General features: G+C 51.4%; 22 protein-coding genes and 1 pseudogene. 12 read left to right on the top strand and 11 right to left on the bottom strand.

Annotated elements, in window-relative coordinates; all coding sequences use genetic code 11:
* The first annotated feature begins 27 nt into the window (after window positions 1-27).
* Window positions 28-798 carry an SDR family oxidoreductase gene (locus tag ACQG22_RS05490; protein ID WP_013095912.1) on the top strand — a complete coding sequence of 257 codons (771 nt, stop codon included), beginning with the start codon at window positions 28-30 and terminating at the stop codon, window positions 796-798.
* Between the two features lie 58 nt (window positions 799-856).
* Entirely contained in the window at window positions 857-1,711 is an 855-nt protein-coding gene (locus tag ACQG22_RS05485; RefSeq protein WP_369706335.1) for a co-chaperone YbbN, read from the top strand.
* Window positions 1,712-1,759: 48 nt separating this feature from the next.
* Here ACQG22_RS05485 and fetB read toward each other — a convergent pair whose 3' ends face one another.
* Window positions 1,760-2,542 carry an iron efflux ABC transporter permease subunit FetB gene (fetB, locus tag ACQG22_RS05480; RefSeq protein ID WP_020685020.1) on the bottom strand — a complete coding sequence of 261 codons (783 nt, stop codon included), beginning with the start codon at window positions 2,540-2,542 and terminating at the stop codon, window positions 1,760-1,762.
* Window positions 2,535-3,206 (bottom strand): iron efflux ABC transporter ATP-binding subunit FetA, encoded by a 672-nt coding sequence (gene fetA, locus ACQG22_RS05475; RefSeq protein WP_369706334.1) that lies wholly within the window; start codon window positions 3,204-3,206, stop codon window positions 2,535-2,537. The genes fetB and fetA overlap by 8 nt, the downstream gene beginning before the upstream one ends.
* Before the next feature lie 162 nt (window positions 3,207-3,368).
* On the opposite strand from fetA, the gene ACQG22_RS05470 reads away from it, so the two are divergent.
* Both ACQG22_RS05470 and ACQG22_RS05465 read left to right on the top strand, forming a co-directional pair.
* Window positions 3,369-4,283 carry an SPFH domain-containing protein gene (locus ACQG22_RS05470; protein ID WP_008499312.1) on the top strand — a complete coding sequence of 305 codons (915 nt, stop codon included), beginning with the start codon at window positions 3,369-3,371 and terminating at the stop codon, window positions 4,281-4,283.
* The gene (locus tag ACQG22_RS05465; protein WP_020685017.1) at window positions 4,280-4,732 is read left to right on the top strand and encodes an NfeD family protein; all 453 of its coding nucleotides are present in this window, start codon (window positions 4,280-4,282) and stop codon (window positions 4,730-4,732) included. The genes ACQG22_RS05470 and ACQG22_RS05465 overlap by 4 nt, the downstream gene beginning before the upstream one ends.
* On the opposite strand, the gene cueR is transcribed toward ACQG22_RS05465, so the two are convergent.
* Complete coding sequence (gene cueR / locus ACQG22_RS05460) at window positions 4,729-5,139, bottom strand: Cu(I)-responsive transcriptional regulator (protein WP_013095907.1); 411 nt, start codon at window positions 5,137-5,139, stop codon at window positions 4,729-4,731. The two genes, ACQG22_RS05465 and cueR, sit on opposite strands and share 4 nt — an antisense overlap.
* Window positions 5,140-5,209: 70 nt before the next feature.
* On the bottom strand, window positions 5,210-5,476 hold the full coding sequence (locus tag ACQG22_RS05455; protein WP_095454688.1) for a tyrosine-type recombinase/integrase: 267 nt from the start codon (window positions 5,474-5,476) through the stop codon (window positions 5,210-5,212).
* Window positions 5,477-5,531: 55 nt separating this feature from the next.
* Between ACQG22_RS05455 and ACQG22_RS05450 the strand changes: the two genes are divergently transcribed.
* Complete coding sequence (locus ACQG22_RS05450) at window positions 5,532-5,825, top strand: replication endonuclease (RefSeq protein WP_369706333.1); 294 nt, start codon at window positions 5,532-5,534, stop codon at window positions 5,823-5,825.
* 410 nt (window positions 5,826-6,235) lie between these two features.
* Here the strand turns inward: ACQG22_RS05450 and ACQG22_RS05445 are convergent, their stop codons facing one another.
* The 3 genes and pseudogenes from ACQG22_RS05445 to ACQG22_RS05435 all read right to left on the bottom strand — a co-directional run.
* Window positions 6,236-7,885, bottom strand: coding sequence for a hypothetical protein (locus ACQG22_RS05445; protein WP_426711495.1), 1,650 nt, complete (start codon window positions 7,883-7,885; stop codon window positions 6,236-6,238).
* Window positions 7,886-7,949: 64 nt separating this feature from the next.
* Window positions 7,950-9,302 carry a KAP family P-loop NTPase fold protein gene (locus ACQG22_RS05440; RefSeq protein ID WP_369706602.1) on the bottom strand — a complete coding sequence of 451 codons (1,353 nt, stop codon included), beginning with the start codon at window positions 9,300-9,302 and terminating at the stop codon, window positions 7,950-7,952.
* Between the two features lie 468 nt (window positions 9,303-9,770).
* A pseudogene (locus ACQG22_RS05435) lies at window positions 9,771-10,025 on the bottom strand (phage portal protein); the annotation flags it as partial.
* A 173-nt stretch (window positions 10,026-10,198) separates the two neighbouring features.
* Here ACQG22_RS05435 and ACQG22_RS05430 point away from each other — a divergent pair.
* The 5 genes from ACQG22_RS05430 to ybaK all read left to right on the top strand — a co-directional run bounded on the left by ACQG22_RS05430 (window position 10,199) and on the right by ybaK (window position 15,805).
* Entirely contained in the window at window positions 10,199-10,531 is a 333-nt protein-coding gene (locus tag ACQG22_RS05430) for a hypothetical protein (protein ID WP_248076795.1), read from the top strand.
* Between the two features lie 4 nt (window positions 10,532-10,535).
* Window positions 10,536-11,420, top strand: coding sequence for a type VI secretion system-associated protein TagO (locus ACQG22_RS05425; protein ID WP_248076797.1), 885 nt, complete (start codon window positions 10,536-10,538; stop codon window positions 11,418-11,420).
* Window positions 11,421-11,684: 264 nt separating this feature from the next.
* Window positions 11,685-14,183, top strand: a complete 2,499-nt coding sequence (gene copA / locus ACQG22_RS05420; RefSeq protein ID WP_369706601.1) for a copper-exporting P-type ATPase CopA — start codon at window positions 11,685-11,687, stop codon at window positions 14,181-14,183.
* Between the two features lie 148 nt (window positions 14,184-14,331).
* Complete coding sequence (locus ACQG22_RS05415; protein WP_013095905.1) at window positions 14,332-15,126, top strand: TraB/GumN family protein; 795 nt, start codon at window positions 14,332-14,334, stop codon at window positions 15,124-15,126.
* 199 nt (window positions 15,127-15,325) lie between these two features.
* Complete coding sequence (ybaK, locus tag ACQG22_RS05410) at window positions 15,326-15,805, top strand: Cys-tRNA(Pro)/Cys-tRNA(Cys) deacylase YbaK (RefSeq protein ID WP_010428207.1); 480 nt, start codon at window positions 15,326-15,328, stop codon at window positions 15,803-15,805.
* 122 nt (window positions 15,806-15,927) lie between these two features.
* Here the strand turns inward: ybaK and ushA are convergent, their stop codons facing one another.
* Complete coding sequence (ushA, locus tag ACQG22_RS05405; RefSeq protein ID WP_149896821.1) at window positions 15,928-17,580, bottom strand: bifunctional UDP-sugar hydrolase/5'-nucleotidase UshA; 1,653 nt, start codon at window positions 17,578-17,580, stop codon at window positions 15,928-15,930.
* 163 nt (window positions 17,581-17,743) lie between these two features.
* On the opposite strand from ushA, the gene ACQG22_RS05400 reads away from it, so the two are divergent.
* Both ACQG22_RS05400 and ybaL read left to right on the top strand, forming a co-directional pair.
* A complete protein-coding gene (locus ACQG22_RS05400) occupies window positions 17,744-18,964 on the top strand; it encodes an MFS transporter (RefSeq protein ID WP_013095903.1) in 1,221 nt (406 codons plus the stop codon).
* Between the two features lie 228 nt (window positions 18,965-19,192).
* A complete protein-coding gene (gene ybaL / locus ACQG22_RS05395; protein WP_029882633.1) occupies window positions 19,193-20,869 on the top strand; it encodes a YbaL family putative K(+) efflux transporter in 1,677 nt (558 codons plus the stop codon).
* 92 nt (window positions 20,870-20,961) lie between these two features.
* Here ybaL and ACQG22_RS05390 read toward each other — a convergent pair whose 3' ends face one another.
* The 3 genes from ACQG22_RS05390 to adk form a co-directional block, all read right to left on the bottom strand.
* Window positions 20,962-22,266: an inosine/guanosine kinase gene (locus tag ACQG22_RS05390; RefSeq protein WP_020685011.1), complete on the bottom strand. Its 1,305-nt coding sequence runs from the start codon at window positions 22,264-22,266 to the stop codon at window positions 20,962-20,964.
* Between the two features lie 62 nt (window positions 22,267-22,328).
* Window positions 22,329-23,291: a ferrochelatase gene (hemH, locus tag ACQG22_RS05385; protein ID WP_013095900.1), complete on the bottom strand. Its 963-nt coding sequence runs from the start codon at window positions 23,289-23,291 to the stop codon at window positions 22,329-22,331.
* Window positions 23,292-23,415: 124 nt separating this feature from the next.
* Window positions 23,416-24,060, bottom strand: coding sequence for an adenylate kinase (gene adk / locus ACQG22_RS05380; protein ID WP_006809841.1), 645 nt, complete (start codon window positions 24,058-24,060; stop codon window positions 23,416-23,418).
* Window positions 24,061-24,094: the final 34 nt, after the last annotated feature.

Raw genomic sequence — 24,094 nt, 5'->3', positions numbered from 1 at the left:
TAAGCGGAGATCCTGACAGGTAAAGTTATGCAAAAATCGGTCTTAATTACAGGATGTTCCAGCGGAATTGGTCTTGAAAGCGCGCTCGAATTAAAGCGTCAGGGATTTCAGGTGCTGGCGGCCTGCCGTAAACCTGACGATGTGGAACGCCTCAACGGGATGGGGTTCACCAGCGTGTTGCTGGATCTGGACTCACCGGAAAGCGTTGAACGCGCCGCCGATGAGGTGATCGCCCTTACCGGCAACCGTCTGTACGGTCTGTTCAATAATGCCGGTTACGGTCTCTATGGTCCGCTGAATACGATCTCCCGCGAACAGCTTGAACAACAGTTTTCCAGCAACTTTTTCGGTGTGCATCAGCTCACCATGCGCCTGCTTCCGGCGATGCTGCCTCACGGTGAAGGGCGTATCGTGATGACCTCCTCGGTCATGGGGCTGATTTCTACCCCCGGCCGCGGCGCGTATGCCGCCAGCAAATATGCGCTGGAAGCATGGTCGGACGCCCTGCGCATGGAGTTGCGTCACAGCGGGATTAAGGTGAGCCTGATTGAACCCGGCCCCATCCGCACCCGTTTTACGGATAACGTCAACCAGACGCAGGCGGACAAACCGGTCGAAAACCCCGGCATCGCCGCACGTTTTACCCTTGGGCCGGAAGCGGTTGTCGCGAAAGTGCGCCATGCTTTTGAGAGCGATAACCCAAAAATGCGCTATCCGGTAACGCTGGTCACCCATGCCGTAGGCTGGTTAAAACGTCTGCTGCCGGGCCGGATGATGGACAAAATTTTACACGGTTGAGTTGAAGCGACGACGCTCACCCCCATGTAAATAACAAACCGATAAAAGAGAATGCCGCATGTCCGTACAGAATATCGTCAATATTACTGAAGCAAACCTGCAACAGGTCCTCGAACAGTCGATGGTTAAACCGGTACTGTTCTACTTCTGGTCTGAACGCAGCCAACACTGTCTGCAACTGACGCCGGTCCTCGAAAGCCTTGCCGCACAATACAATGGCCAGTTTATTCTCGCCAAACTGGACTGTGATGCAGAACCCATGGTGGCCTCACAGTTTGGCCTGCGCGCCATCCCCACGGTCTATCTTTTCCAGAATGGACAGCCTGTTGATGGCTTCCAGGGACCGCAGCCTGAAGAGGCGATCCGCGCCCTGCTGGATAAAGTGCTGCCGCGTGAGGAGGAGCTAAAAGCGCAGGAAGCCATGGCGCTGATGCAGGAAGGTAAATACGACGAAGCCCTGCCGCTGTTGAAAGAGGCCTGGCAGCTCTCTAAGCAGAACAGCCAGATTGGCCTGCTGCTGGCTGAAACGCAGATTGCCTTGCACCGCTCAGAAGATGCCGAAGCCGTGCTAAAAACGATCCCGTTGCAGGATCAGGACACCCGCTATCAGGGCCTGGTGGCGCAAATTGATCTGCTGAAACAGGCGGCGGATACCCCGGAAATCCAGCAACTCCAGCAGCAGGTTGCCGATAACCCGGCCGATGCAGCGCTGGCAAGCCAGCTGGCACTCCAGCTGCACCAGGTGGGTCGAAACGAAGAGGCGCTGGAACTGCTGTTCAGCCATCTGCAAAACGATCTGGCGGCCGCAGACGGTCAGGCGCGGAAAATGTTCCAGGAGATCCTGGCCGCGCTGGGTACCGGCGATGCGCTGGCCTCGAAGTACCGTCGTCAGCTGTACGCGTTGCTCTACTAAAAAAAATGCCCGGTGGCGCTCACGCTTACCGGGCCTACACAAACAGGCTTAATCCGCTTTTTTTAGCTGTGTGACCACCAGCTGGTGGCGCGCGTTGTAGAACTTCCTATACGTCAGGTAACAGGCAATGATAGTTGACAGGCTTGCCGTAGAAAGCAGCATAAACGTCACCATGATCTGATACTTAATTGCTTTTACCGGATCGATACCGGCAAAAATCAGCCCTGACATCATCCCCGGCAGACTCACCAGCCCGACCGTTTTCGCCGAATCCACCGTAGGGATCAGCGACGCGCGGATACTCTCACGAATCAGCCGCGCCGACGCCACTTTTGGCGTGGCCCCCAGGCTTAACTTCTCCTGCAGCTTCTGTTGCTCACTGCTGAAGCGCTGGCCAAGGTTGTTGTAGCACAGCCCTACCGCCACCATGGCGTTCCCGGCGATCATCCCGGAGATGGGGATCACCTGCATCGGCGTAAACTCAATAGAGCCAGATAGCACCAGCACCGCCAGCGTCAGTGCGGTCCCGGTCGTAATGGCAATAAATGACGAGACAAACGCCTTATCGATATATTTGCTGCGCTTCTGCGCATTCCACGCTGCGTTGAAGCAGATAAACAGCACCATCAGCAGCGTCAGCACCGCGTGGTTGACGTTAAAGATGTACTTCAGCACATAGCCAACGATGATGAGCTGAATCACCGCGCGGCAGATGCTCCAGAGAATATCTTTCTCCAGCCCCAGCTTTTCCCGGTAGCTCACTAAAATCGCCACCAGTACCAGCACCATCGAAAACGCCAGCGATGCGTTGGTGATATTATGCTCACCCATGGTTTGCCTCCTGCCATTTCCCACCCTGCGGCTGCAGCGTGATGACATCATCCGCATGGGCAATTTCATTTGCGTCGTGCGTCACCCACAGCACGGCAATATTCTCTTCACTGGCGTAGCGATGGATGATGTCGTTCACGTTGCGCTTGTTGGCCTCATCCAGCGCGCTGGTGATCTCGTCCAGCAGCAGCACCTTCGGTAAAAACTGCAGGTTACGAATCAGCGAAACGCGCTGCTTTTCGCCCCCGGAGAGCTCATTAATGGATTTGGTCAATGTCTCCTGCGCCAGGCCAAAGCGGGCCAGGTCAGCGATAAATTTATTCGGCTCTGGCGTTTGCTGGCGAATCTGCCACGGGAAGATCAGGTTGTCATAGACCGTTTCGCCGAACAGTGAAGGGGTCTGTACACAATAAGAGACCTGCTGGCGATAGCGTTCCGGGGAGAGGGTCGCAATATCGTGGCCCTCAAACAGAACGGTTCCCTCCGTAGGACTTAGCAGTGAAGCCACAATTTTCAGCAACGTGCTTTTGCCGCAGCCTGACGGCCCGGTGATTAATTTAAACTCGCCCGGTGAAAGGCAAAATTCGACGTGCTGAAGGATCGTATTCCCCCCAACACGAAACCCGACATCCCTGAGATGTAATATGTTTTTTTGATCGTTCATTCCGCTTCCGTTAACCGCTTCTGGTAAAAATCGTCTGTAGCATAATCCTTTGTCCCTTCCCAGCCTATTTTCAGAGGCGAATTTCAGCCCGATAGCCGATATACTGATGAACAATAAACATGCATTTTTACTCATCAACAGCATGCAAAACAGGAGGTTTTTATGCTTATCGTTGTTCCTGTCCTTATATTCGTTGCGCTGGTTATTGTGGGCGCCGGGGTCAAAATTGTCCCGCAGGGATATCAGTGGACCGTTGAACGCTTCGGCCGCTACACCAATACACTCCAGCCAGGCTTGAGCCTGATTGTTCCCTTCATGGACAGAATTGGTCGCAAGATCAACATGATGGAACAAGTGTTGGATATCCCCTCGCAGGAAGTTATTTCGAAGGATAATGCCAACGTCACCATCGATGCCGTCTGTTTTATTCAGGTAATTGATGCGCCCAAAGCCGCCTATGAGGTGAGCAACCTGGAGCTGGCGATTGTTAATCTGACGATGACCAACATCCGTACGGTACTCGGCTCTATGGAGCTGGACGAAATGCTCTCTCAGCGTGACAGCATCAACACCCGTCTGCTGCACATTGTTGATGAAGCGACAAACCCGTGGGGCATTAAAGTCACCCGCATTGAAATCCGGGACGTTCGCCCACCTGCGGAGCTTATCGCTTCGATGAACGCCCAGATGAAGGCAGAACGAACCAAGCGCGCCTATATTCTGGAAGCCGAAGGGGTGCGTCAGGCGGAGATCCTGAAAGCCGAAGGTGAAAAACAGTCGCAAATTCTGAAAGCGGAAGGGGATCGCCAGTCTGCCTTCTTGCAGGCAGAGGCGCGTGAACGTTCTGCCGAAGCGGAAGCCCGCGCAACCCAGATGGTATCCGAGGCCATTGCCGCCGGTGACATCCAGGCCGTGAACTACTTTGTCGCGCAAAAATATACCGATGCGCTGAAAGAGATCGGCTCGGCAAATAACAGCAAAGTGGTGATGATGCCGCTGGATGCCAGTAGTCTGATGGGCTCCATTGCCGGGATTGCTGAACTTATCAAAGACAGCGGAAACGAGCGCAAAAAATGATTGAGCTGATCGTCGCACATCCTCATGCTTTCTGGCTAAGCCTGGGTGGCTTACTGCTGGCCGCAGAGATGCTTGGTGGCAACGGTTATCTGCTCTGGAGCGGTGTGGCCGCGGTGATTACCGGGCTGCTGGTCTGGCTGCTCCCCCTGGACTGGGCGTGGCAGGGCGCGCTGTTTGCCGTGCTGACGCTGGTGGCCGCCTGGCTGTGGTGGCGCTGGCTGAACCGTCAGGTTAACGAGCAAAAACCGCTGGATACCCATCTCAATCAGCGTGGACAGCAGATCGTCGGCCAGCGCTTTACGCTTGAGACCGCGCTGGTGAACGGCCGCGGACATATGCGCGTGGGCGATAGCTCCTGGCCGGTGGTGGCCGACGATGACCTCAGCGCCGGGACGCGGGTTGAGGTCATCGCGGTGGAAGGGATTACGCTTCGGGTGAAAGCCTGCTAAGCCTGCGCCTTACGATGACAGCAGCCGGCAAGATTATCGATAATCGGGCAGTCGGCGCTGTCATCTCCCGGACAGGATTCCGCCAGCGCCAGCAGCTGCTTGCGCATCGCTTCCAGTTCCGTAATGTGCCGTTCAATCTCCGCCACTTTTTCCAGCGTCCGTTTTTTTACATCTGCGCTGTGGCGTTTTGGATCGTTGAACAGATTCACCAGCTCACCGCACTCTTCAAGGTTAAAACCCACCTGACGCGCCTGACGCAGTAAGGTCAGCTCGTCCAGATGCAGTTGCGTGTAGCTACGGTAGCCGTTTTCGCTGCGCAGCGGCGGCGTCACCAGCCCCTTCTCTTCATAAAAGCGGATTGCTTTGCTGGTCAATCCGGTTTTTTTCGCAACATCGCTGATATTCACATTTCCCCCTTGACCTTCCCCTTGATGGTGGGATCCTGACAAGCGCAGCCCCGTAAGGCACAGCGCCGAATCAGTATTTTACAGACTTAATTAACCCGCAAATCCCCCGCTTTGCCTCCAGAGTGTGGATTCCGCTGAGAGGATTATAGCTCACAGCATCCAGTAAATAATCTGGTGCGAAGTGTGCGTAAACCATCGTTTGATAAATATCCGCATGGCCCAATATCCGCTGCAAAGCAATTATGTTGCCCCCCTTCTTCATGAAGTGCGTTGCGAACGTGTGCCGCAAAGCATGGGCCGCCTGTCCATCTGGCAAGTTGGGTTTTGCTTCTTTCATCCTCAACCGGAACGTTTTGTAACTTACTCAGAAAAGACGCCCTGATTACCTGTGTTTGATAATCCTAGCATTATCATCCGATATTGGAAAAACGCGCCTTTCACCGTTATTTGTCAGGGTAAACATAACCCTGTTACCGACAATATTCTCCCCTTTCAAAGCGGTATGCCTCTCACCACCTAGCACCAGTAGCCAGCAGCAAAATCGCAATTCGGTAGTAAGTCCACACGAATCACAGCGATATCTCAATCAAATATGGCAACAGATTCGCGCTGAACTCGCACGCCGCGAAATTCCTGTTTTCGGTCTTCCCGTCGCTGATTCCCATCATGACGGTACTCCGCATTGACATGGCCTGCTGTTTACAGCCCCAGAGCACATGTAGTAACACTATGCATGATCCTATTACCTATTACCTATTACCTATTACCTATTACCTATTACCTATTACCTATTACAATAATAGGTTAAAAGCCCCCCAAAGGAATAACTATATCTAATTGTTACAATCGTTCCCTCATACCATAGACATTTAAATATAATATTTCGGAATATTTAATTTTAAAAGGCTCGAATAACCAAGCCTTTTTGAGATGTATTTGATCAGTTATTTCCTATTTCTTCTTCTTGCTTTTTTTTGCTCTCTGTTTTTCTTGTCCTTTGGTTTTTTATTTTTTATTGAGAATATTTTTCGTCTATCAATTTCAACAAAATCAGGCTCAGTTATTTTCAGGGTGTAAGTTTTACCTTCAAGCTTGGTTAAATGGATTTCATCAAAGACAGTTGATTCACTAATATCAAGGAATAATTGAGGGCTAGATCTTTATTTATGTTTTTAAAACCATTATATTTCAAAAAAGCTCCAGCGATTTCTAATTCATCAGCGGCAATTATTTTCCCCATTAAATTTACTCTTTGTGATAAATAATCAATGAAATACAACCAATCTTTACCAATATATTTCAAGCATGAAATTAAAAACCTCAAATCATCAATATTAATCACCCAAGGAGATTTCACATCATCATTTTTTTCTAATAAGATTGTTAAGTCAGTAGCCAATAAACCAAAATCATCCTTTGTTACGCATATACAATATATCTCATCAAAGTCTTGTTTTGAAATAGTATGCAGCACATTTCCTTTTTTATCATATAAGATGGTGATTTCATTTTTTTCAATGAGAGTTTTTAGATTCAATGCTTGATCACAACCGCTTTGAATCCCAGACTTCTTCTTAAAGTCATCTTTTATTCTTGTAAATGCTCTAGAAGGATCTCTTAGTGGTTCGCGCCTTGGTGCCGCTTTTGCTTCAACAATCAATATAGTTCTGTTGGTGATTATTACGAGATCATGTTCATTAGAAGATTTATTATTTTCAAAAACACTTTCTAATACAATCGAATTTTCTGGAAGTAATTCACTGAATGCTTCCTTCGCATCTTGCTCTAGTTTTATATCCCTAGCTTTTCTGAAGCGATCATTGAACTTACTGTCTTTGAAATACTGATCTATTTTATTCTGAACGGCAAGCAACATAAAATTGATTGAGCAAAGAGCATAATTCTTTTCATCAACAGTTATAATAGGATTGGTTTCTAAAGAATTCTCATCAGTAATATAATTGATATCATTAGCAGTGCCTTTCTTCAAAACAAAATGCTGTTTAAATTGTTCGATTTTTGCAGGGTCGATGCCATCAATTTCATCAAATTTGAAGATGCAAATCTCCTCAGATAACCTCATGAGCTTTAGCATTAATGGGCCGCAACCTTCTTGTAAGGCTTTAAGATTTTCATGATATTCATTTACATCTGAATTGGCGAATTCTAATCTTTTTGTATCAACGTCACCTAAAATTTTGTAGATATAATCGATTCTATTTTGAAGAATAGAACCAATACGATCTGTAATTTCAATCATATCTTTGTGCGATAAACCAAAATGAGCAGAAATAATATCTTCAAATTGTTCATAAGCTTTTAAAAGATCTTTTCTTAGTTCATCAGTTGCAATTTTTTTGCTTTCAAAAAAATATCCCAAAAAAGCTGGCATAGATGCATGGCGAGTTTTTAACCAAGAGTTATCGATTCCTTGCTCAAAATCTTTTTTATCAGGAAAATAAACACTTAAATACTTACTGTAAATGTCATTAAGAAGAGAGTATATTTTATTCAATTTTTCATCAGAAAGCTCTTCAGTATTACAAATACTTTGGGAAGACATTACCCCCAACAGATACAGACTTTGCCGAGCAGGAGAGTTAAGTTTCCCCCGACTCCCCATTTGACCAAACATCATAAGCTCATGAAATAAACTATTGGCCACCTTATAAATATCAAGCTTTGCTGTAAGTGATTTTAATTCTTCAATCTTCTTATCAAGACTGATAAAGTTAGTCTTATTCATTTTACACTCCTTGTTTTAAAAATGTTAATAATATCATAATAGCATCTTGTTTATTGAGAGAGGATTACCGACTAACAGTAAAACCTTCTACCTTTTCGGACATTGTTTCGAACCATTTAACTCGTCTTCCAGTCATATCTGTCATGAATGCGTAACGTTCTTTCATTTCATTTTTTGAAAGCTGTTCATCCGTTGAAAAATGATAATTCAGCAACATTAAAATATAATTAACCTCAACAGTACTCATGATACTTGTTGATATAGAGAGTCGGGCTAAAATACCTTCCAGTGTAATAGTTTTCCTACTAATCTCGATTAGGAGAGCTTGGTCGAATACTTTTATGAAAGCTACCAGCCCAAAAGCCACACAGAAAATATCGTGTCTAAAGAAATTGATTTCACGTGGTTCTGTCATAACAGCGAAGGTTGAATAACAGCGCTCTGCTTCACGTAACGAACAGTTATTTGCCTCCAAGAGATATGCCAAAGTTTTCACGAGGGCACCATTGCTTGTAAGTAAATTGTTTCCTTGATCGAGAGTAAGAAGATATTGTGTTAGTGTTGAACGTTCATAACCATCTTTACATCCATCAGAAAAAATGCTTTTTTTGGGGAGAGTAAACCAGTAATGAATGAATTTATTGAGGTATAGTCGTGCATTAATATTTCCATATCTGCATTCTATACTCTTTTCAAATTGTTCGCGATTAATCACCAGGAGGAATATGAATCCTTCAACTGAGAAAATATGTTTTATTTTCTCTAACAAATCAAGGGCGAAGTCGGGACGAGCTCTATCCAGTTCATCTATAATAAAAATTATTTTTTTGTCACTATTTTTATGTATTCTGGTTAACAAACCTCTAAACTGTTCAATTGTGACCAATTCACTTTCGCTTTTCTTTATTTTCTCCTCAATATAGTCTTCTATAGGTGTCGAGAGAGCGTCGCTTATAACATCACTAGCTTTTTCTAAAGTGCTTCCAGAAACCAGGCCGCTTGTGAGAGTGCTGACAGCAAACTTGGCACCATTTAGCGCAAAAGAGGCTCCTAATTTTTTACCAATTGCTAATAACTCTTGCCCAAGATTTTTTAGCTTACCTTCTTCTTTTTTTATGAGTGAATAAATTTTTGATGTTAGAGAGACAAACGGATCTGACTGATAGTCATTTTCAAAAGCATCAAAATAGATTACATCAAATTTATCTGAAGCATTATTATTTATTTCTGAGGACATCATTTTAACAAACGAAGTTTTTCCATTTCCCCATTCGTCATTGAGAGCCAGGACTAAGCTTTTATCTGGTGCATTTGTTGCTACTCTCATAATTGTATCATGTAGCTTTTTTCGACCAAAAATGTCATCGCATTCACTAAAACCATCTGTAAAATTCTTAACAGGTGCGGTCAATCGCATTTTCTATTACTCCATATAGCCAAAAGAAAACAGCGTCATAACGAGTAAAAATATAAAACTTCAACGGACAAATAGCTGCACAATAGTGCACAAAATTGCACAAACTTTTTAAAATAATTTTACCCTTTCCGCATGGTGGCGGTGCGGTCTGAAACCGGATCAGCAAATGCACAAAAAACGAAGCAAATTTCACGCGCAGGTGACGGGGGAACAGCCCACGCGACAGGAGTCATGGAGGGGATGCCTTTAAATGCCATGCTTCAGCCTTTCCTGCTTTCTAGGCGTGCTTTCCCGCTTCGGGGCGCGTACCCGTCGATTGCAGCTTGCGCCTGCTAGAATTGCGCACATGCGTTCTGAGTGAGGGGCGTTAAAGGTCGTGCTGAATGGTGCTCAGATGGTGGCCGAACATGCGGAGATTGAAAATTACTGAAGGAACACCGCCGCACGATGTGCGCCGAGTGGATCGGGCTACTCGTCTTTGAGCAGAGCGTAGGGATTGAAGCGGATCATTTCCTGACAGAGCCAGCCATTAATGCCCTTAATTGCTTCCATCACGGGCAACATTTCGTTGATGGCGAAGACGCGCTCGGCCTTCTCAACATCACCGAGCAATCCATTGCCTTCCGGCATTGTACCCATCAATTGCTGCGAGATACGGTGAGCGTCGCACAAATCGTTGCGCGTTGCCGATTTGATGTTAAGAAACTCATCCTTTGCCGATATCCCCCGCGATGCCTTTCCCGCCTCACACTATGGAAATAATCAACTTAGCCTGATTATCTAAACATAAGCCCCGCGATATAACGGGGCTTTTCACTTGTCAATGCGCCCAAATCCGATAAAATCCCAATGATTTGTAACAAAAAGATAAGATGTTCATTTAAGGAGATTTGTTTATGGCATTGGTTAGCTGTCCAGAGTGTCTTAAGGATGTAAGTGATACAGCATTACGTTGCCCGTCCTGTGGGAAGCAGCTTAAAAAGCCACGGCGTTCACTTTTTGGAAAAGCCATCAAGTGGGCTTTTATACTGTTCAATTTATTTATGATCTACTGCCTCTTCGCAGGATTAGATGGTAGTGGTGAAGTAATAAATCACGCAACTTCCGATGCTGAAAGAGCTGGGGCTGCAATTGGTACCGGTCTAGGTTTAATGGCAATCGCTAGTGTCTGGGTTATAGGCGACATAATCATCGGTATCCTTGTATTCCTCACAAGACCAAAGGGATGATTAAATGAAAAAGCTTTTTTTAAATGCAATAGCATCATTTATGGCACTCAATGCAGCGTCTGTATACGCAGGAAGTGAACATAAAAACTTCAATGCAGTCCTCGAATGTCGGGCTATGGAAAATAATGCTGAACGACTTTCTTGTTACGACAAATCAATACCGCCATCACGAACACAAAATGCTGATAAATTCGAGAGTAGAGATCAATGCCCTGAGGAGAAAGATAACGATAAACGACTATCTTGTTACGATCGCTTCTTCTCACCAACGTTTAAAGCTACAACAAGCACGATAAACACGTCAGCAAAAACTGATTATCAGCAACCTGACCGAGCTAAGTTGTTAGAGTGCCAAAGTGAAATTAATGGCACTAAAAGGCTGGCATGTTTCGACAAGTTATTCCCGCAGACTACATCCGCAGAAACTGAAGCTGTAGAAAATTCTATTTCTAACCCTGGCAAGTGGCAAACATCAATTAGCACCTCGCCGGTAGACGACTCAAAAAACATAATCCTCTCACTTAACAGTAATGATTACATTCGAACACCTTTTGGAGAAAGTGTGATTCCAACAATGTATGTAGCCTGCCGCGAAAAGAAAACGGAGGTGTTCATTAACTGGGATGTGTACCTGGGTCTTGAGCAAACGAGCATGCTCTACCGCCTGGATAAGCAAAAAGCAGTTGAAAAAGAATGGTCTATCTCAACTGATACCAAAGCGGTTTTTTACAAGGGTAGTGATATCGATTTCATTAAATCTTTAGCTAAAGCAGATAAAATGTTCACCAGAATCACCCCATACAATGAAGCCCCTGTGAGTGCAACCTTCGATCTGAAGGGCCTTTCAGATGCAATGAAACCGCTTCAAAAAGCTTGTGGTTGGAAGTAAACGAAGTTTATGTCATTAACCAGAGCAACTTTCAGACGATGAAGAGTAACTTGTTATGAAAAAAGCCCCGCTCAATAAGCGGGGCTTTGTCATTGTAATGTGGACACTTTTGTCGAAGTGTGGACGCTGATTTTAAAAATCCCTTTCAATCAGCGATTTAAATTCTTGACCTTCCCCTTGATGGAAGGTTTAACCTTCATAACAGTTAGCGAAAAGCGTTACTCCGGTCAACAACTGACCAGTTCATTATACGGGAGTTTTGTTATGTCTCACACAATTGACCTGACACTGGACGGCCTCTCCTGCGGCCACTGTGTCAAACGCGTAAAAGAAAGTCTGGAACAGCGTCCTGATGTCGAAAGCGCTGACGTCACTATCGATCACGCCGCCGTCACCGGCAGCGCCAGTGCGCAAGCGCTGATTGATACCATCAAACAGGCAGGTTATGGGGCGGAGCTGAGCCACCCAAAGGCTAAACCGCTGGCAGAGTCATCATCCCCGTCGGAAGCACTGACAGCGGCCACTCCTGAGCTTCCGGCAGCTGATGATATCGATGACAGCCAACAGCTGCTGATCAACGGCATGAGCTGCGCCAGCTGCGTCTCCCGGGTGCAAAATGCCTTGCAGGCGGTACCCGGAGTCGCGCAGGCACGGGTCAATCTTGCGGAGCGTACTGCGCTGGTCATGGGCAGTGCCTCCGCCGCAGAATTAGTGCAGGCCGTTGAAAAAGCGGGCTATGGCGCAGAGGCCATCGAAGATGATGCCAAACGCCGCGAACGCCAGCAGGAAACGGCTATCGCCACCATGAAACGCTTCCGCTGGCAGGCCATTGTTGCACTGCTGGTCGGGATCCCGGTGATGGTGTGGGGCATGATCGGTGACAACATGATGGTCACCGACGATAACCGCACGCTGTGGCTGGTCATTGGTATTATTACGCTTGGTGTAATGGTATTTGCAGGCGGACATTTCTACTCCAGCGCCTGGAAGAGCCTGAAAAACCGCACCGCAACCATGGATACGCTGGTGGCACTCGGCACGGGTGCGGCATGGCTCTACTCCATGAGCGTGAACGTCTGGCCACAGTGGTTCCCGATGGAAGCCCGCCATCTCTATTATGAAGCGAGCGCGATGATCATCGGCCTGATTAACCTGGGCCATATGCTGGAAGCCCGTGCCCGTCAGCGCTCCTCAAAGGCGCTGGAGCGGCTGCTGGATTTAACCCCCCCGACCGCCCGCGTGGTCACTGACGACGGAGAAAAAAGCGTTCCGCTGGCCGAGGTTCAGCCCGGTATGACGCTGCGTCTGACCACCGGTGACCGCGTTCCCGTGGACGGAGACATTACGCAGGGCGAAGCCTGGTTTGACGAAGCGATGCTCACCGGGGAACCCATTCAGCAGCAGAAATCACAGGGTGATGGCGTGCATGCCGGTACGGTGGTGCAGGACGGCAGCGTGCTGTTCACCGCCAGTGCGGTGGGGAGCCATACCACGCTGTCCCGTATTATCCGCATGGTGCGCCAGGCACAGAGCAGTAAGCCTGAAATAGGTCAGCTGGCCGATAAAATCTCCGCCATTTTTGTGCCGGTAGTAGTGGGCATCGCGCTGCTGAGCGCGGCTATCTGGTATTTCTTCGGCCCGGCGCCGCAAATTGTCTATACCCTGGTGATCGCCACCACGGTACTGATTATCGCCTGTCCTTGCGCGCTCGGCCTTGCGACGCCGATGTCGATTATCTCCGGCGTGGGTCGCGCCGCCGAGTTTGGCGTGCTGGTGCGTGATGCCGACGCCCTGCAACGCGCCAGCACTCTCGACACGCTGGTCTTTGATAAAACCGGTACCCTGACCGAAGGTAAACCGCAGGTTGTATCCGTGCATACCTCAGGCTTCGCGGAGGCTGACGCGCTGCGTCTCGCCGCGGCCCTGGAACAAGGCTCCGGCCACCCGCTGGCGCGAGCCATCATTGAGAAAGCCGGTGAGGCCAGCCTGCCGCAGGTGAACAACTTCCGCACCCTGCGCGGATTAGGCGTCAGCGGTGAGGCCGAAGGGCACACACTGCTGCTGGGTAACCAGGCCCTGATGAATGAAAACGGCATAGCAACTTCAGCGCTGGAAAGTGAACTGAATGCCCAGGCATCACAGGGCGCAACCCCTGTGCTGCTCGCGGTGGACGGTCAAATTACGGCCCTGCTGGCCGTGCGCGATCCGTTACGTCAGGACAGTGTGGATGCCTTACAACGACTGCACCGCGCGGGCTACCGCCTGGTGATGTTAACCGGGGATAACCCAACCACGGCCAACGCCATCGCCAGAGAGGCGGGAATCGATGAAGTCATTGCCGGTGTCCTGCCGGACGGCAAAGCGGACGCCATTAAAACGCTGCAACAACAGGGGCGCCAGGTCGCGATGGTTGGCGACGGTATTAACGATGCGCCGGCACTGGCACAGGCAGAGGTGGGGATTGCCATGGGAAGCGGGAGCGACGTTGCCATTGAGACGGCAGCCATCACACTGATGCGACACAGCCTGATGGGTGTTGCCGATGCGCTGGCGATTTCGAAAGCCACGTTGCGCAACATGAAGCAGAACCTGCTGGGTGCGTTTATCTATAACTCGCTCGGTATCCCGATTGCTGCCGGCATTCTGTGGCCCCTGACCGGTACGCTGCTTAACCCGGTGGTCGCAGGTGCAGCGATGGCGCTCTCCTCCATTACCGTGGTGAGCAACGCCAACCGTCTGCTGCGCTTTAAACCGAAAGCGTAATACGTTGTAGGCCGGGGAAGCGCAGCGCCACCCGGCTTTTTTGCCTGATGGCGCTGCGCTTATCAGGCCTACGAAACGTGCCGACGTTCACCTGTTGCGCCGCCCTGCCCCACGCGTTAGCATGAACCTTTCCGTTTATGGAGCGCGTATGAGTCTGTTTCGCCGTATAAAAACATCGTTTCGCGCCCTCTTCCCCCGCCGTTATACCTGGCCCGGAATGGATATCTCGCTCCCCGGCGGTCAGCATCTGCACCTGGTGGGCAGCATACATATGGGCACGCAGGATATGTCTCCGCTGCCCTCTGGTCTGTTATCCCTCCTGAAGCAGGCCGATGCGCTGGTGGTTGAGGCGGATATTTCAGGCCACGAGTCTCCCTTTGCCGGGCTGGAGAGCGATCTCACCCTGGCCGACCGTCTGGACGAGGCTCAGCTCGCCGAACTGACGCGCGTGGCGGATGAAACCGGCGTTTCGCTCTCGATGCTGGACACCCTGCCGCTCTGGCAGATTGCCATGATATTACAGGCGACGCAGGCACAGCGTCTGGGTCTGCGCGGTGATTACGGTATTGATTACCAGCTGCTGAATGCAGCCCGGGCACGCCGTCTGCCGATCATTGAGCTGGAAGGTACCGATAGCCAGATTGCCCTCCTTCGCCAGCTGCCTGATGACGGTCTCATTCTTCTTGATGATACGCTAACGCACTGGCATACCAACGCCCGTCTGCTGCAAACCATGATTGGCTGGTGGCTGGATGCCCCGCCTGCTGAGGGGAAATTAACGCTGCCGTCGACGTTCAGTGAATCGCTGTATGATGTGCTGATGAACGCACGCAATGCGGCATGGCGGCAGACGCTGCATGCGTTACCTGCCGGGCATTACGTGGTTGCGGTGGGGGCATTACATTTGTACGGAGAAGGAAACTTGCCGTCGCTGCTGAAATAAAAAAATGGCCAATATTTCTATTGGCCCGTCAAAGAGGAATTTCATCGTTTTTATTATGCCGAAGGAGACCTTCGGTTGAGCCGATTGTCGCTCAAAGTGACCATCACTGCCAATACTATTGCGCAAGATGGTGCTATTTTTTAGACAAACGTCAGGCGTATGCTGTCAGCATGAATTGTCTGTCGTAAGAAGGATAGCTATGACTCCCGCCGTTAAATTACTCGAAAAAAACAAAATTTCTTTCCGGATCCACACTTACGATCACGATCCGAACGAAACCAATTTTGGTGATGAAGTGGTGCGCAAACTGGGGCTGAACGCCGACCAGGTCTATAAAACGCTGCTGGTGGCCGTGAATGGCGATATGAAGCATCTCGCCGTCGCGGTCACGCCCGTGGCTGGGCAACTGGATCTGAAGAAAGTGGCCAAAGCGCTGGGAGCGAAAAAGGTAGATATGGCAGACCCAATGGTTGCGCAACGCACCACGGGTTATCTGGTGGGCGGGATCAGCCCGCTCGGGCAGAAAAAACGCCTGCCAACGCTGATTGACGCCCCTTCTCAGGAATTTGAAACCATCTATATTTCCGGCGGCAAGCGCGGGCTGGATATCGAACTGGCCGCAGGCGATCTGGCCAAAATGCTGGATGCGAAGTTTGCGGATATTGCGCGCAGGGATTAAAAGAAAAAGCCGGGTGGCGGCTGCGAGGTAAAAGCAAAACGGTAACAGACGTTACCGTTTTTTGTGTTCGCGCCCTCTCCCGGTGGGAGAGGGTTGGGGTGAGGGCATCAGGCCGCACAACGTTACTGCCAGCTCACCTCGCCTTTCGGCTCATACGCATTCACGTCGATCGGTGAATTCTGCTCGATAAACTGCTTCAGAACCTCGGCATCAATAAAGCCGGTATTCACATAGCCCGGTTTGTTATCGATGTGCGGATAACCGTCGCCGCCGGTGGCGTTAAAGCTTAAGGTTGCCAGACGGTAGGTTTTCGCGGGATCAACCGGCTCACCCTTGATTTTGAGATCGTTGAGCTTGCCGTCTTTGGCCACAAAGTTGACGTTAGCGAACTGCGGATAGGCGCCGGAGTCCGGCTTCATCTGCGCCACGGCGGTAAGGTACTCAATCACCTCTTTCCCGCTCATATCGGCATAAACCACCACGTTGCCAAACGGCTGCACCTTCAGCACATCTTTATAGGTGATATTCCCGCCTTCGATGGAATCACGGATCCCGCCGCCGCTCATCACACCAAAATCAGCGCCGGTGCGCGCGATTTGTGCCGCCAGCACCAGGTGACCCATATTGGTCTGTACGAAACGGACTTTGCTGCGGTCCCCTTCCAGACGCCCGTTCAGCGTACCGATTTTCACGTCCAGCTGCGCTTTGCCTTTATTCTGGAACGGGGTTAACAGGGAGAGCATCTGTGGGTTCTCGGGGATTTCCGGGGTGTAGAGTACGCGCTCACTTTTCCCGTCCGGATAGGTCACTTTTTTCTTCAGGTTGACCGGGATGAGCTGATAATGCACCAGTTTCATCTCGCCGTTACGGAACTCAAAGTCGGCACGGCCAACGTATTTACCCCACTCGTGTGCCTGCACAATCCAGATCCCGTTCTGACGGTCTGGTGCACACGGCGTGCCCGGAACATAATCCACCTGCTTTTTATTCTCCGAGGCCATGCACACCGGATCTTGTGAGTGACCACCCACAATCATTGCCAGCGAGCCCGCAGGGAGGCTGCGCGCCATTTCAACATCGCCCGGCGCGTTAGAACCATGCTCGCCGTTGTCGTAATGTCCCATATGGGTGGTGGCGATGATCACGTCCGGTTTTTCGTTTTGCTGCAACTCCTGAATCACCAGCTTCGCTTCGTCGGCCGGTTTACGGAATTCGATATCGGTAAAGAACTCCGGGTTGCCAATTTTTGCCGTATCGTCCGTGGTGAGGCCAATCACCGCGATTTTCAGATCCTGACGCTTAAACAGCGCCCACGGTTTAAATAGGCGTTCACCGGTACTTTTCTGATAGATATTGGCGGAGAGGAATGGGAACTTGGACCACTTTTCCTGCTGGCGCAGCACGCTCAGCGGGTTATCAAACTCATGGTTTCCGACGGCCATCGCATCGTAACCGATTAAATTCATACCGCGAAAATCAGGCTCAGCATCCTGTAAATCGGACTCCGGCACGCCGGTATTGATATCGCCCCCCGATAACAGCAGCACGCTGCCCCCTTCGGCGGCAACCTCTTTACGAATGCCATCCACCAGCGTTTTTTGCGCGGAGAGACCATATTCGCCGTACTCGCTGCGCCAGAAATGGCCGTGGTGATCGTTGGTATGCAGGATCGTAATTTTATACGTTTTGTCTTTTTCATACGCCTGTGCGGGCAGGCTTGCCAGACCCCAGGCGGCGAGCAGCGCCAACGCGACGCCATGCTTCATTAACTTCATCTTCTCTCTCCCTGACCAATAGACAAACGCAAAAATTACAGTGAGTAACAAGAATAGACAAATAAGTTTTCATAATTGCGACTTTCTTCAAATGTCGCTGACAGGTATGTTAGTTGGATAATAATTACCCCCTGCATTTTTCATCACTAACGACGTGGTATTTATGGCAATCAGTGAATCAACCCAGCCCGTTTCGGGCGCGCCGGCGTCGCCGCCACCCTCGCGCACCTCATTTAAAGTCTTAGGCGCTATTAGCCTCTCCCATCTGCTCAACGACATGATCCAGTCGCTGATCCTGGCGATTTACCCGCTGCTGCAATCCGAGTTTTCATTAACCTTCGTGCAGATCGGGATGATCACCCTGACCTTCCAGCTGGCCTCTTCGCTACTGCAACCTATCGTCGGTTACTGGACGGATAAATATCCGATGCCGTGGTCGCTGCCGATTGGCATGTGCTTCACCCTGAGCGGGCTGGTGCTGCTGGCTATGGCGGGAAGTTTTGAAGCGGTGCTGCTTGCCGCCGCACTGGTGGGAACCGGCTCGTCGGTCTTCCATCCGGAGTCCTCCCGCGTGGCACGTATGGCCTCCGGCGGGCGCCACGGGCTGGCGCAATCACTCTTCCAGGTGGGCGGTAATTTTGGCAGTTCCCTCGGCCCGCTGCTGGCGGCAGTGATCATCGCGCCGTACGGCAAGGGTAACGTCGCCTGGTTTGTGCTGGCCGCCCTGCTGGCAATCGTTGTGCTCGCCCAGATCAGCCGCTGGTATGCCGCACAGCACCGCGTAAACAAAGGCAAACCAAAAGTGAAGGTTATCAATCCCCTTCCACGCAATAAGGTTATCCTGGCCGTGTCCGTGCTGCTGGTGCTGATTTTCTCGAAATATTTCTATATGGCGAGCATCAGCAGCTATTACACCTTTTACCTGATGCAAAAATTCGGATTATCGGTACAAAACGCGCAGTTCCATCTGTTTGCTTTCCTGTTTGCCGTCGCAGCAGGGACGGTGATTGGCGGGCCAGTCGGGGATAAAATTGGCCGTAAATATGTTATTTGGGGCTCTATCCTTGGCGTTGCCCCCTTTACCCTTATTTTGCCTTACGCCAGCCTTGAATGGACGGGCATTTTAACGGTGATTATTGGTTTTATTCTGGCTTCGGCGTTCTCGGCTATCCTGGTGTATGCGCAGGAGTTGTTACCGGGGCGTATTGGTATGGTTTCCGGGCTCTTCTTTGGTTTCGCCTTTGGCATGGGCGGCCTTGGTGCAGCCGTGTTAGGTATGGTTGCCGACCACACCAGTATCTTCCTGGTTTATAAAATCTGCGCTTTCCTGCCACTTCTGGGGATGTTGACCATATTCCTGCCTGATAATCGTCATAAAGCGTAATTTCATGGCTGCCAAAGTGTAACTTTGGCAGCCTGATGCCCTCATGGCATAAGGCTTTCCTGTTCATCCCTTCTCTGAATTTATCAAAACCTGCCTTTTCTGAGGCATATTGCCGTTTTATTCAAACTTCAACAATTATTCATAAACACAAGGGTAAAAATTGTCATAAACTATTACTCGGTTTTTGGTTTTCACCAAAATGGAACACCCACAACGAAAGGAGACGGAATGCACCACGCCACACCGCTTATCACCACCATTGTTGGTGGACTTGTGCTCGCTTTTATTCTCGGCATGATTGCCAATAAACTGCGTATTTCCCCTCTTGTGGGCTATTTGTTAGCCGGGGTACTGGCGGGACCGTTTACGCCTGGCTTCGTTGCGGATACCAAACTGGCACCTGAACTGGCGGAACTGGGCGTGATTCTGCTGATGTTTGGCGTGGGGCTGCATTTTTCCCTGAAGGACCTGATGGCGGTAAAGTCGATCGCCATACCGGGAGCGATCGCCCAGATAGGGGTGGCGACGCTGCTGGGCATGGCGCTTTCAGCCGTACTGGGCTGGTCGTTAATGACCGGCATCGTATTTGGGCTGTGTCTCTCAACCGCCAGTACCGTGGTGCTGCTGCGCGCGCTTGAAGAGAGGCAGCTGATAGACAGCCAGCGCGGACAAATCGCAATCGGCTGGCTGATTGTTGAAGATCTGGTGATGGTGCTGACGCTGGTCCTGCTGCCTGCCGTCGCCGGAATGATGGAAAAAGACACCCTCGGCTTTGCCTCGCTGGCGCTGGATATGAGCATCACCATCGGGAAAGTGGTGGCGTTTATCGCCATCATGATGCTGGTAGGCCGCCGTCTGGTGCCGTGGATCATGTCGCGCAGCGCAGCCACCGGCTCGCGTGAACTGTTCACCCTTTCCGTCCTTGCGCTGGCGCTGGGGATTGCCTTTGGTGCGGTGGAGCTCTTTGACGTCTCCTTTGCCCTTGGCGCGTTCTTCGCCGGGATGGTGCTGAACGAATCCGAACTGAGCCACCGAGCGGCGCACGACACCCTCCCCCTGCGTGATGCCTTCGCGGTGCTGTTCTTTGTCTCCGTCGGGATGCTGTTTGATCCGATGATTCTGGTTCAGCAGCCGCTGGCCGTACTGGGGACGCTGGCGATTATCATCTTTGGTAAGTCGGTCGCCGCCTTTTTCCTGGTGCGAATGTTCGGCCACTCGCCGCGTACCGCTCTTACCATCGCCGCAAGCCTGGCACAGATTGGTGAGTTCGCCTTTATTCTGGCGGGTCTGGGGATGGCGCTGAACCTGCTGCCGCAGGCCGGGCAGAACCTGGTGCTGGCGGGGGCGATCCTCTCGATTATGCTGAACCCCGTGCTGTTCGCCCTGCTGGAAAAATATCTCGATAAAACGGAAACCCTTGAAGAGCAGACGCTCGAAGAGGCCATTGAAGAAGAGAAGCAGATCCCGGTGGATATTTGCAACCACGCCCTGCTGGTCGGCTTTGGCCGCGTGGGAAGCCTGCTCGGCGAGAAGCTGATGGCGCAGGGGATCCCGCTGGTGGTGATTGAAACCTCGCGTACCCGCGTCGATGAGTTGCGCGAGCGCGGTATCCGCGCGGTGCTGGGCAATGCGGCGAACGAAGAAATTATGAACCTGGCGCATCTGGACTGCGCCCGCTGGCTGCTGCTGACCATTCCAAACGGCTACGAAGCGGGTGAGATTGTGGCCACTGCACGTGAGAAATGCCCAACGATTGAGATCATTGCCCGCGCCCATTACGACGACGAGGTGGATTACATCACCGAACGGGGTGCGAATCAGGTGGTGATGGGTGAGCGCGAAATTGCGAATACGATGCTGGCGCTGCTGGCGAAGCCGCCGGTTGAAGAGGCTGTGACGAGGTAATTTTCGTGCGGCCTGATGCCCTCACCCTGGCCCTCTCCCACCGGGAGAGGGAATAAACACTAAAAACGGCAACATACGTTGCCGTTTTGCTTTTACCTGTCCCAGTACGCCTCTTCGAGGCTGTCTTCCCTTTCCGGCAGGCCACGTGTTAAGCGCGGGGAGTGCTGGTTCAGCACCTGATAACTGACGCGGTTCGCGTATTTACACACCTGCGCCAGCGACGAATAGGTGAGCCAGCTGAACTTATGTTTGCTGGAATTCGGCACGTTGGTTTTGTGGTAGGCATTGGCGGTGATGTCATGCAGCAGCGCCGCCAGCGCACCGTCGCCCGCACCGTTGGTGTTCATGATCTTCTCCGGGCCGCCCATGTACGGGGCGATGTGCGAGTAGATCCGCAGCGGATTAACACAGTCTTTATAACGCATGCCACGGCTGAACTCATACTGGTTGAACTCGGCGATGGCGCCAGGCAGCAGCGGATGCTGGGTTTTGCGTTTGCTCTCTTCTTCCGTGAAGCCTGCCATATACAGCCCTACCGGTCCGGCGGTGCAGAGCACCAGGTCCACCCAGTCCAGCGCTTTATCGGAGGCCAGCAGCGGATCGCTCTCGCCGGTGAGGGCCTCAGCTTCTTCTTCGTTCATCGCCAGAATCGAGACATGCTCTTTCAGGAAGGCCTGCCACCACTCCGGGTTGTCGGCAATCACAAATTTCGTTCCCAGCGTCAGGACCACCGGCACATCGTACTTTTTCGCGTACTCAATCGCCTTCATGGTGGCTTCCGGCATCGGCTCGCCCGGCTTGCAGCGCACCAGGTAGGAGGTGAGCACCAGCGCCGACGCGCCCGCAATCACCTCTTCGGGAATGCTCTCGGCACGCAGCTTGTTCATGTGGCCAGGGCTGATGGCAAAGGTACGCTCGCCGGATTCACCGATCAGCGTAAAGCAGCGGCCAATGGGGCCGTCGACACCCTGCAGATAGTTAAGATCGGTACGGCTGGAGGTATTGCACAGGTAACGGTAGGCGTAGCCACCAATTTCGATGTTGCTGCACATCACGCCGAGCAGCACTGAGCGGTCGTCTGCCAGAACGGAGTAGTTGTGCATGGTATTGCCGATAGTGCCACCGGCAAACTGATGGGTGATCAGGTTGTCACGCACCAGCTCCTGATAGAGCGCCTCAGCAACGTCGTCTTCGATTACCAGCGAGTGGCCGGCGCTCAGACCGTAACGGGCGACAAACGCATCATCCACTTTCGCTTCAATGTCCACCAGCGTCTGATCAATACCGACGACCCATGCGGCGCTGGTTTCATTTTCAGGCTGGATTTGCTGCAGGAGCGGATCGCGGGCATCAACAGGGAAGTAGTGTTTGGATTTGCGTTTACCGGGAAATTTCATGGTCTGAACTGTGCATAGAATATGGGCCGGGAATGGTAGCACAAACCCGGCCCTGAGTGCGATCAGCGGCTGTTGGTCACCAGCGAGACCATCATGTCGATATGTTCCGGAGCGTCGTTAAGTGCCGGAATGTACTCGTACTTCTCACCGCCTGCCTCCAGGAAAAACTCCCGGTTTTGCACCGCGATCTCCTCCAGCGTTTCCAGGCAATCGGCCGAGAAGCCCGGCGACATCACCTGAATATGCTTCACGCCTTTCTCGCCGAGCATTTTGAGGGTTTCGTCCGTATACGGTGTCAACCACGGCTCGCGACCAAAGCGCGACTGGAAAGTCATCATCACCTTCTCCGGCGGCAGGCCGAGCGCGGACACCAGCTCACGCGTGGTATCGCGACAGCGCTGCGGATAATCATCCCCTTCGTTAGCGAAACGCTGAGGAATGCCGTGATAGGACAACAGCAGCAGATCCGGCTCGCCGTGTTTTTCAAACGACGCGCGGGCACTGCTGGCAAGCGCTTTGATATAGAGTTCGTTATCGGCGTAGTCGCGTATAAAGGTCACGCCCGGAATGCGGCGGCGGGTCGCCAGAATGCGGGCCAGTTCGTCCCACACCGCAGCGACTGTCGAGCAGGAGTACTGCGGGTAGAGTGCCAGCACCACAATGTGCTCAACCCCCTGCGCCAGCAGCGCGTCGACCGCACTTTCCAGAGACGGTTTGCCATAGCTCATGCCGAGCGCGACAGGCATATCCGGCAGGCGGGCAGCCAGCGCTTTCTCCTGGCGACGGCTGTAGACCATCAGCGGCGAGCCCTCTTCCATCCAGACAGACTGATAGAGTTTGGCGACGCGCGGTGAACGAATGGGCAGAATCACGCCACGCAGTAATGGCCACCACAGCAGTCTTGGGGTATCCACAACGCGCGTGTCGCTTAAAAATTGTCGCAGATAGCGTTTTACCGCTTCTGGCGTAGGTGCTTCTGGGGTGCCCAGATTGGCAAGCAGGATGCCGGTTTTCGCCTGACTCATTCACGCCTCTTAACCATTTGAATGGTTGTCAATTGTAGCGGAAATGCGTTTAAACGGAACCCATTGCTGTAATAGGTAAGATGAGAAATATTCTCACCCGGGGACCCGGGTGAGAGCAGTGCGATTAGCCGAGGATTTTTTCCAGCTCTGCACGAACGTCAGCCACGGCTTTGGTGCCGTCAACTTTCGCGTATTTGGTGTTACCCGCCTGCGCTTCTTTGGTGTAGTAGCCGATCAGCGGCGCAGTCATCTGATGGTATTCCACCAGGCGCTTACGCACGGTCTCTTCCTGATCGTCTTTACGGGTGGTCAGCTCTTCGCCGGTTACGTCGTCTTTACCTTCAACCTTAGGTGGGTTGAATTTAATGTGGTAAACGCGGCCAGAAGCAGCGTGCACACGGCGACCAACGATACGATCAACGATCAGCTCGTCTGGTACGTCGAACTCCAGCACGTAGTCTACGTTGATGCCCGCTTCTTTCATGGCGTCAGCCTGAGGAATGGTGCGTGGGAAGCCGTCCAGCAGGAAACCGTTACGGCAGTCTTCCTGAGCAATGCGCTCTTTGACCAGAGCGATAACCAGCTCGTCGGTCACCAGTTTGCCAGCGTCCATGATGTCTTTCGCTTGTTTACCCAGCTCAGAGCCAGATTTAACAGCAGCGCGCAGCATATCACCGGTGGAGATTTGCGGAATACCGTATTTCTCCATGATGAACTGAGCCTGAGTTCCTTTACCCGCGCCCGGAGCGCCAAGCAGAATAATACGCATTGCGAAAATCCCCTCAAAAGTCGATTCAATTTTT

The organism is Enterobacter cloacae complex sp. 309I3, assembly GCF_050031595.1.
Taxonomy (GTDB): domain Bacteria; phylum Pseudomonadota; class Gammaproteobacteria; order Enterobacterales; family Enterobacteriaceae; genus Enterobacter; species Enterobacter cloacae.
This window is presented reverse-complemented; position numbering and strand designations above follow the sequence as displayed.

Bases quoted from the DNA above. Each gene is read 5' to 3' on its own strand.
- ACQG22_RS05490 (WP_013095912.1), top strand. From the start codon at position 28: ATGCAAAAATCGGTCTTAATTACAGGATGTTCCAGCGGAATTGGTCTT.
- ACQG22_RS05485 (WP_369706335.1), top strand. From the start codon at position 857: ATGTCCGTACAGAATATCGTCAATATTACTGAAGCAAACCTGCAACAG.
- fetB (WP_020685020.1), bottom strand. From the start codon at position 2,542: ATGGGTGAGCATAATATCACCAACGCATCGCTGGCGTTTTCGATGGTG.
- fetA (WP_369706334.1), bottom strand. From the start codon at position 3,206: ATGAACGATCAAAAAAACATATTACATCTCAGGGATGTCGGGTTTCGT.
- ACQG22_RS05470 (WP_008499312.1), top strand. From the start codon at position 3,369: ATGCTTATCGTTGTTCCTGTCCTTATATTCGTTGCGCTGGTTATTGTG.
- ACQG22_RS05465 (WP_020685017.1), top strand. From the start codon at position 4,280: ATGATTGAGCTGATCGTCGCACATCCTCATGCTTTCTGGCTAAGCCTG.
- ACQG22_RS05455 (WP_095454688.1), bottom strand. From the start codon at position 5,476: ATGAAAGAAGCAAAACCCAACTTGCCAGATGGACAGGCGGCCCATGCT.
- ACQG22_RS05445 (WP_426711495.1), bottom strand. From the start codon at position 7,885: ATGAATAAGACTAACTTTATCAGTCTTGATAAGAAGATTGAAGAATTA.
- ACQG22_RS05440 (WP_369706602.1), bottom strand. From the start codon at position 9,302: ATGCGATTGACCGCACCTGTTAAGAATTTTACAGATGGTTTTAGTGAA.
- ACQG22_RS05430 (WP_248076795.1), top strand. From the start codon at position 10,199: ATGGCATTGGTTAGCTGTCCAGAGTGTCTTAAGGATGTAAGTGATACA.
- ACQG22_RS05425 (WP_248076797.1), top strand. From the start codon at position 10,536: ATGAAAAAGCTTTTTTTAAATGCAATAGCATCATTTATGGCACTCAAT.
- copA (WP_369706601.1), top strand. From the start codon at position 11,685: ATGTCTCACACAATTGACCTGACACTGGACGGCCTCTCCTGCGGCCAC.
- ACQG22_RS05415 (WP_013095905.1), top strand. From the start codon at position 14,332: ATGAGTCTGTTTCGCCGTATAAAAACATCGTTTCGCGCCCTCTTCCCC.
- ybaK (WP_010428207.1), top strand. From the start codon at position 15,326: ATGACTCCCGCCGTTAAATTACTCGAAAAAAACAAAATTTCTTTCCGG.
- ushA (WP_149896821.1), bottom strand. From the start codon at position 17,580: ATGAAGTTAATGAAGCATGGCGTCGCGTTGGCGCTGCTCGCCGCCTGG.
- ACQG22_RS05400 (WP_013095903.1), top strand. From the start codon at position 17,744: ATGGCAATCAGTGAATCAACCCAGCCCGTTTCGGGCGCGCCGGCGTCG.
- ybaL (WP_029882633.1), top strand. From the start codon at position 19,193: ATGCACCACGCCACACCGCTTATCACCACCATTGTTGGTGGACTTGTG.
- ACQG22_RS05390 (WP_020685011.1), bottom strand. From the start codon at position 22,266: ATGAAATTTCCCGGTAAACGCAAATCCAAACACTACTTCCCTGTTGAT.
- hemH (WP_013095900.1), bottom strand. From the start codon at position 23,291: ATGAGTCAGGCGAAAACCGGCATCCTGCTTGCCAATCTGGGCACCCCA.
- adk (WP_006809841.1), bottom strand. From the start codon at position 24,060: ATGCGTATTATTCTGCTTGGCGCTCCGGGCGCGGGTAAAGGAACTCAG.